The organism is Candidatus Cloacimonadota bacterium (assembly GCA_034661015.1).
Classification (GTDB): domain Bacteria; phylum Cloacimonadota; class Cloacimonadia; order JGIOTU-2; family JGIOTU-2; genus JAYEKN01.
The window spans coordinates 1-7,509 of record JAYEKN010000302.1; the positions used below are offsets into that span (position 1 = coordinate 1).

General features: G+C 38.1%; 7 protein-coding genes and 2 tRNA genes. All 9 read right to left on the reverse strand.

Translation table 11 applies throughout. The features are described 5' to 3' along the window. Positions 1-377: 377 nt before the first annotated feature. Entirely contained in the window at positions 378-926 is a 549-nt protein-coding gene (locus U9P79_10585; protein MEA2105060.1) for a transcription termination/antitermination NusG family protein, read from the reverse strand. A gap of 16 nt (positions 927-942) precedes the next feature. After that, a tRNA-Ser gene (locus tag U9P79_10590) sits at positions 943-1,032 on the reverse strand. A gap of 12 nt (positions 1,033-1,044) precedes the next feature. Beyond that, positions 1,045-1,134 (reverse strand) — tRNA-Ser (locus U9P79_10595). Positions 1,135-1,150: 16 nt separating this feature from the next. Next, positions 1,151-1,612, reverse strand: a complete 462-nt coding sequence (locus U9P79_10600) for a nucleoside deaminase (protein MEA2105061.1) — start codon at positions 1,610-1,612, stop codon at positions 1,151-1,153. Positions 1,613-1,694: 82 nt separating this feature from the next. After that, the gene (purE, locus tag U9P79_10605; protein ID MEA2105062.1) at positions 1,695-2,159 is read right to left on the reverse strand and encodes a 5-(carboxyamino)imidazole ribonucleotide mutase; all 465 of its coding nucleotides are present in this window, start codon (positions 2,157-2,159) and stop codon (positions 1,695-1,697) included. A gap of 145 nt (positions 2,160-2,304) precedes the next feature. After that, on the reverse strand, positions 2,305-3,537 hold the full coding sequence (locus U9P79_10610) for an NAD(P)/FAD-dependent oxidoreductase (protein MEA2105063.1): 1,233 nt from the start codon (positions 3,535-3,537) through the stop codon (positions 2,305-2,307). Positions 3,538-3,672: 135 nt separating this feature from the next. Next, a complete protein-coding gene (pgi, locus tag U9P79_10615; protein MEA2105064.1) occupies positions 3,673-5,322 on the reverse strand; it encodes a glucose-6-phosphate isomerase in 1,650 nt (549 codons plus the stop codon). Between the two features lie 343 nt (positions 5,323-5,665). Then, the gene (locus U9P79_10620; protein ID MEA2105065.1) at positions 5,666-6,415 is read right to left on the reverse strand and encodes a TatD family hydrolase; all 750 of its coding nucleotides are present in this window, start codon (positions 6,413-6,415) and stop codon (positions 5,666-5,668) included. A 20-nt stretch (positions 6,416-6,435) separates the two neighbouring features. Beyond that, positions 6,436-7,344, reverse strand: coding sequence for a tyrosine recombinase XerC (locus U9P79_10625; protein MEA2105066.1), 909 nt, complete (start codon positions 7,342-7,344; stop codon positions 6,436-6,438). Positions 7,345-7,509: the final 165 nt, after the last annotated feature.

Sequence of the window (7,509 nt, forward strand, 5' to 3'; positions counted from 1 at the left end):
ATTTTTCGACCTCACCCCGACCCTTCCGCCAGCTGGCGGAGAGAGGGAGACAAAAGTTCCCCTTCTCTTTGAAGAGAAGGGGTTAGGGGATGAGTTGTAAAAAGGATGAAGAATATATTTTACTTGATATGCTACTTTACGGATGGACTCTAATTAGTGTCCATCCGTAAAGTAGCCTTTCCGAGACGTCACGGACCATTCCGTGACGAATTGGAAAAATTATCTATTAAGTTAATTAGCGTTATATTTGTGAGTTGGGAAATCTTAAGTCAAGTTCAAAAAAACGGAAATTAACTCAAGATTTCCCTTTACGGATAGACATTAATTACAGAACAAATGCTGTTTTTTCTACTTTTTTAAGGAATTTGATAGAAAGGTCAGTCGTCTAAATCATCTAAAATAGCAATATCTTTTGCATCAACTTCTATTGCTACAGCTTGATTAATGAGACTTATATTTAATACTACCCGATATTTCCCCTTGCGATTAGAAACTTTGCCCTCATAATCTGCGAATGTACCTCGCAAAATTCGAACTCTTTTCCCGCGTTTAAGAAATTTATGCTCTTCAAATGATGCTCCCAAATTATGGAAATTATAGAGTTGAATAAGTTCATTTACAAGGATTTTCTGTTGGGTGGGAATTAAGTAAGTAAGCACGGAACCGATCGAAGAAAGCTTTCGCTGTTCTGCAGGCGATAATCTGCAAAAAATATAACCGGGGAAAAGTGGTTTCCGATAAGTTTTAATTCGATCTTTGTATTCTCGAACACTATCTTTTAGAGGTAGGTAGTAGGGTAATTTCAAGTCTATACATTTTCTGGCGATTTTTTTTTCGTGCCGCGGTTTTGTTCGAACTGCTACCCAAATTGAATTGTTTTCGGATGTTTCTAATTTGCCATAAATTTCCGGAATGTTATTCGTCATGTGTAATTATTTGAAATGGCGGAGAGAGTGGGATTCGAACCCACGGTCCGCGAATACGGACAACGATTTTCGAGACCGTCCCATTCAACCGCTCTGGCATCTCTCCAAAATAAAAAAATGGCGGAGAAGGCGGGATTCGAACCCGCGGTAAGCGTAAACCTACACACGCTTTCCAGGCGTGCTCCTTAAGCCACTCGGACACCTCTCCGTTTAAATAAAAAAATTTATATTCGTCTTTTTTCCCGAAAAAAATTCTTGAGAAGACGGCTTGATCTTTCTGCAAGAATCCCGCTTTTAACCTCGGGATTATGATTGAAACGACTGTCAAGTAACAAGTTATACAAAGAACCGACTGTTCCACTTTTTTCATCGAAAGCACCAAATATTACCGCATCAATACGAGCCAAAATGATTATTCCCGCACACATTGAACAAGGTTCCAGAGTTACAAATAATTTGCAACCGTATAGCCATTTGCCTATTTTTTTCTGAGCTGCTTCGATGACAAGTTTTTCTGCATGCGCCAAAGGGTTGTTCAATTTTTGGGTACTGTTGTGGGAACTTGCAATAATTTCATTTTTGTAAACTATCACAGCTCCAACCGGAATTTCATCGTCTTGAAAAGCAATTTCTGCTTCGTGCAATGCAAATTCCATCCAATATTCATCGCTAAAATCTGGCTTCATTTCTTCACTTATGAGTTTTATACTCTTTTTTAAGAGTGCGTTTTCTTGTCAAAGTTTTTGACTAATTTGAAATTTATGCAAATCAGTTTTTCCAAGATTCGCGATAATTCAAGAGTTGCTGTTTAATTTCCGGATTTTGAAGAGAAAGTATTGACATAGCCATAAAAGCCGCATTTTTTGCTCCGGCTTTCCCAATCCCCATTGTAGCGATTGGAATTCCACTCGGCATCTGAACAATTGAATACAAGGCGTCCAATCCATTTAGGTCGGAACCCGGAAGCGGAACTCCTATTACCGGCAAAGTGGTTTTTGAAGCAACAACTCCCGGAAGTGAAGCAGCCATGCCAGCCATTGCGATAATGACTTGTATTCCTTCAGCTTCTGCTTCCAAGGCAAGAGAATATGTTTTTTCCGGATTTCTGTGGGCAGAGGAAATGAAGCTGTCAAAGCCAATTTCGTATTCTTGCAAAACCTGTTCGGTTATCTCCACAAATTTTAAATCTGATTTGCTTCCTGCAATAATCCTGACTAATATTTTTTCTTGCATCTTACTCCTAATATGTATTTTATGATGGATTTTTTAGAACATTTTTCATACTACGCTAATTTGCTACCGTTTGTGCCTTTTCCATCAACTGCCTAATTTAGTAGTCAAATAATATGGTTTTACTTATTTTGATATGATTTCAACATTAAGGGAGTATTACAAATTTTCCAGCAACAAAACCCGAAGACCACGCCCATTGCAGATTAAATCCTCCGGTGTCTCCATCAATATCCAGAATTTCGCCGGCAAAGAAAAGTCCACTAATTATTTTCGATTCAAGTGTTTCTTTGTTAACTTCTTTTGTGGAAATTCCACCGGCAGTAACCTGTGCATCTCGCCAGGAATTTGTGCCGGTAATTTTAAATCTCCATCCTTTGAGAATCTTAGCAATTTTATCAATTTCTTTACAAGAAATATTTTTACTTGTTTTGTTAAAATCCACGCCAGCGTCTTTCAAAATTGGAAATGCAAGTTTTTTATTTAAGAATCCCTCAAAACTTTCTCCAACTTTTTTGTAGGACAAGAGCTCAAATCTATGCGTGAGGAGTTTTTTTATTTCATCAAGGGAAATATTGGGAAAAAAGTCAGTAGATAATTGGATTTTGTGCAGATTATTGCTCTCACCGATTTTACGAGAAATTTTTAGAGCCGGCAAACCGGAAATACCATATTTCGTAAAAAGAATTTCACCTTGCTCCTCTTGTAATATTTTTTTCTGAGAGAGCAATTGTAATTTTCCATCAAAATTCATTCCTGCCAAATGCTTTAGAAATGGCGATTTTAAACGAATTTGCACCAAAGCTGGAAATGGCTGCCCGATTGTATGTCCGAGTTTTTTTGCCAGATCAAATCCGCTCCCGTTAGACCCGAGATATGAAGCGGTCATTCCTCCGGTTGCAAGTATTACTTTTTCAGTCCGGAATATTTCGTTTTTATTGGATTCTATAGTGAAAATGGTTTTATCTTTCCGAATTGATTTCACTTCCCAATCACATTTTTCTGTTATTTTCAATCTCCGAATTTCGTATCGGAGAATATTCAGAATACTGGAAGATTTTTCCGTTATAGGAAAAAGGGAGCCGTCTTTTTCTTTTTTCCAACTAAGCCCCAGAGTTTCAAAAAATTGGAGAGTGTCATTCAAACCAAATTGCCTAAAAACGGATTTCACAAAGTGGGGATTTTGTCCGTGAAAATTAGAACTTTGAAGATTGAAATTAGCAAAATTGCACTTACCGTTTCCCGAAGCAAGAATTTTTTTCCCAACCCTTTTCATTCTTTCCAGAATTACTGTCTTGGCTCCGTTTCTCGCAGCAGAAATTGCTGCGATCAAACCTGCTGCACCTCCTCCGATTATGACAAGATCATATTTTTTGGGCATATCTTATACATTCTCCATTTCGTTAGAGGAATCGTAAGAATCTATCTCGTTCCCAAGCCCTCCCGAAAGCTTTCGGGAGGAACGTTTTTTGTGCAAAGCCCCAGCTTTGCGGAATGTTCCACTTGCATATTAATTTCACTTCATTTGCAAATAAGCATTTATCAGACCATTTGTTGATGAGTCATGAGCAGTGATTTGGTTTGTGTTCTCTAATTCCGGCAGAATGCGTTTTGCCAGCTGTTTTCCCAGTTCCACACCCCACTGATCGAAACTGAAAATATTCCAGATAATTCCCTGAACAAAAATTTTGTGCTCATACATTGCGATCAGCATTCCAAGAGATTTTGGGGTAATTTTTTTCAGAAGAATTGAATTTGTTGGTTTGTTGCCGGTAAAAACTTTATAGGGTAAAAGTAGCATTACCTCTTCTGCATTCAAGCCTGATTTGATTAATTCCTCCCGAACTTCTTCTGCTGTTTTTCCATTCATAAGAGCTTCCGGTTGAGCAAAAAAATTAGCTAACAATTTCCAATGATGATCTCCAATGGGATTGTGACTAATTGCCGGAGCAATAAAATCACACGGGATCATTTTCGTTCCCTGATGAATAAGCTGGTAGAAAGCGTGCTGACCGTTTGTGCCGGGTTGTCCCCAGATTATCGGTCCGGTTTGGTAATTCACCGGCTTCCCATTGCGATCCGCAGATTTGCCATTACTTTCCATATTTGCTTGCTGGAAATATTGAGCAAAATATTTGAGATATTGATCATAAGCAAGAATCGCTTCGGATTCCGCCCCGAAAAAATTATTGTACCACAAACTGATTAAAGCCAGAATAACCGGAATGTTTTTGGAAAAGGGCGACTTTCTAAAATGCAAATCCATCAGATGAGCACCTTCCAAAAGTTTGATGAAATTCTCGTATCCGATCGAACAGGCAATTGAAAGCCCGATTGCTGAATAGAGAGAATATCTTCCACCCACCCAATCCCAGAAACGAAACATGTTTTTGGGATCAATCCCAAATTTTTCCACTCCGTTCTTGTTCGTGGAAATTGCTACAAAATGCTTTTTGATCTGCTCCTTATCTTGTGCTATATTGAGGAACCATTCACGAGCAGTTTGTGCGTTCGTCATCGTCTCTTGAGTTGTGAATGTTTTTGAAGCAATCATGAACAAAGTCGTTTCCGGATCAACTTTTTTTAATATCTCGGAAATATCAGTTCCATCTACGTTTGAGACAAAATGGGGTGTGATGTTTTTTGTCAGATATGGACGAAGTGCTTCCACAACCATTTTTGGGCCGAGATCTGAACCGCCGATACCGATATTCACGATGTTGCGGATAGGCTTTCCCGAAAAGCCTTTCCACGATCCGGAAATAATTTTTTCGGAGAAATTTTTCATCTGTTCGATAACTGCGTTTATTTCCGGCATGACATTTTTTCCATCTACAAACACAGGATTGTTTGAACGATTTCGTAAAGCAGTGTGCAAAACCGCCCTATGCTCAGTCTCGTTTATAATTTTACCGGAAAACATTTGCTCAATTGCATCTTGTAAGTCTATTTCTTCCGCTAATTTCATTAACAAATGTAGCGTTTCCGAAGTAATTATATTTTTGGAGTAATCAACAAGAATATCCTCAAATTGTTGGGAAAATTTTTCAAACCGATTCTTATCATTTTTAAATAGGTTTTTCATTTGCAGATATTGAATATCAGAAAAATGGTTTTCCAGATTTTTCCAGGCAGTTGTTTTAGTTGGTTTTATTTTTTTTAACATTATGAAAATTCCTTGGTTTATTTAAATTAGGCTTGAAGATTGTGGTATTAACTGTCAATATTTTAAACATTAACATTTCATGAGGGCTTGGGAACAAGATTGGCAGAATATGCTTTGGGAACGAGAAATGAATGCCAACTGTAGCACACGGTCCTCTGGTGTTGTTGGAAAAAGTAGATTAGTAAAAAAAATAGACCACAAGGGACACAAAGATCACAAAGGATTAAATTGCCAATCTCAGAATTAGCACCAGAGGTGCGATATATTTGTAGCATAAGGCGTTAGCCTTATGAAACAAAGAGCTATAAAAAACAGCACCGTAGGTGCGACATCAAGACATCTTCTAAATACCAAAAAATTTCTTCGCATTCCGTGTGGTAATCTCTGCTATCTCATTCGGGGTTTTCATTCGAATTTCCGCAATCTCTCGAATAATGTGTTTTACATATTCCGGGCGATTACGTTTTCCCCGATGCGGCTTTGGAGTGAGGAAAGGAGCATCGGTTTCCACAAAAAATTTATCATCCGGCAGATCTTTTATAATGCTATAATATTTCGCTCTATCAAAAGTAACCACACCCGTGAATGAAATGTGCCAACCCATTTCAATAATTTTTTGGGACATTGTGTAATCACCTGAATAGCAGTGAAAAACTAATTTTTTTGGTGCCAGTTCTGTGAGAATTTCCATTACGTCTTTGTGAGCATCTCTGTCATGCAGAACTATGGGAAGATCGTGCTCCATTGCGATTTCAACTTGCTCTCGAAAAACTTTTTTCTGTATATTTTTCGGACTCAAGTTGCGAAAATAATCCAACCCGATTTCACCAACAGCCACGATTTTTTCGTGAATCAAGAGCTTCTTCAATTCTTTTTTGTCAAAGGTTGTAGCATCATGGGGATGCCAGCCTGCGGTTGCATAGATTTTAGCGTATTTTTTTGCGAGTTCGATTGATTCGAGAGATGTTTTTGCATCAATTCCGATGTTTATAATATTTACAACATCGTTTGCAAAAGCGGTATTTATCACTGTGTCTCTGTCTTTATCGTATCTGTCAAAATTCAGATGAGCGTGAGTGTCTATTACTTTCATTTTTGGTCTCCATTTTAAATTTATTTCTTTCTATCCCCATGCGGATGCGCCTGCTGATACACTTTTTTCATTTGTGTTATGGAAGTGTGCGTGTAAATTTCTGTGGAAGTAAGACTGGCATGCCCAAGCAACTCTTGCACCGAGCGCAGGTCTGCTCCGTGATTGAGGAGGTGAGTGGCGAAGCTGTGCCGCACGGTGTGGGGGCTATATTGCCGCGATTTTTCGATTACTTTTATATACTTATTTATAATATACCGAAGTTCGTCAGCAGATAGGGGATTGCCGTTTTTGGAAACAAAGAGCGATTTGGTTTTCGTTTTTTTCTTGTCTAAAAATGTTGGACGAATTTTGAGATATGTATTAACAGATTTTACGGCATAGTTGCCGATTGGGACAATTCTGGCTTTGCTTCTTTTCCCCATAACTTTTATCAATTTTTCATTCAAACTCACATCCGAAAGTTTCAATCCGGCGAGTTCGCTAATTCGTATTCCGCTACTGTATAAAATTTCCAAGATTGCCTGATTGCGGATGCCGAGTAAATTTTCCTGATCGGGAATTGATAACACAAATTTCATTTCCTTTTCAGTCAGAAAAGTGGCAGCATGTTTTTCAAATTTTGGAATTTTCGTTTCAGAAAGGGGATTGGATTGTATATAATTTTTGAATGCTAAAAATTTAAAAAATCCCTTTGCTGAAATTACTTTCCTTGCCAAGGTTCTATTACTGTTTCCATCTTCATTTTCGTATTGAAGAAAATCACGAAACATTTGCTTGGTTATTTCCTGAGTAATTACTTTTTCATTCGGAAAAAATTGTCTGCAAAATTTTTCGAATAATGAAATATCTGTTTTGTAAGCCCGAATTGTGTGTGCGGACACATTTTGTGAAGAAAGATAATCAATGTATTTTTTTAGATGATTTTTCATAATTATTCGATTTTCGTAACGCAATTCTGATTACTGCCCATCCGTAAAGTAGTTCAAGCGTCCCCGCTTGAAGAAGCACCTTGCGGATGGTTGTTTTCCGACGGGATTTGTTGTCCGCAACCTCCGAAATGGTCGCCGTTTAGATCTTTCAACCATTGCGGAGGT

Bases quoted from the DNA above. Each gene is read 5' to 3' on its own strand.
- U9P79_10620 (MEA2105065.1), bottom strand. From the start codon at position 6,415: ATGAAAGTAATAGACACTCACGCTCATCTGAATTTTGACAGATACGAT.
- U9P79_10625 (MEA2105066.1), bottom strand. From the start codon at position 7,344: ATGAAAAATCATCTAAAAAAATACATTGATTATCTTTCTTCACAAAAT.
- U9P79_10600 (MEA2105061.1), bottom strand. From the start codon at position 1,612: ATGAAGCCAGATTTTAGCGATGAATATTGGATGGAATTTGCATTGCAC.
- pgi (MEA2105064.1), bottom strand. From the start codon at position 5,322: ATGTTAAAAAAAATAAAACCAACTAAAACAACTGCCTGGAAAAATCTG.
- U9P79_10610 (MEA2105063.1), bottom strand. From the start codon at position 3,537: ATGCCCAAAAAATATGATCTTGTCATAATCGGAGGAGGTGCAGCAGGT.
- purE (MEA2105062.1), bottom strand. From the start codon at position 2,159: ATGCAAGAAAAAATATTAGTCAGGATTATTGCAGGAAGCAAATCAGAT.
- U9P79_10585 (MEA2105060.1), bottom strand. From the start codon at position 926: ATGACGAATAACATTCCGGAAATTTATGGCAAATTAGAAACATCCGAA.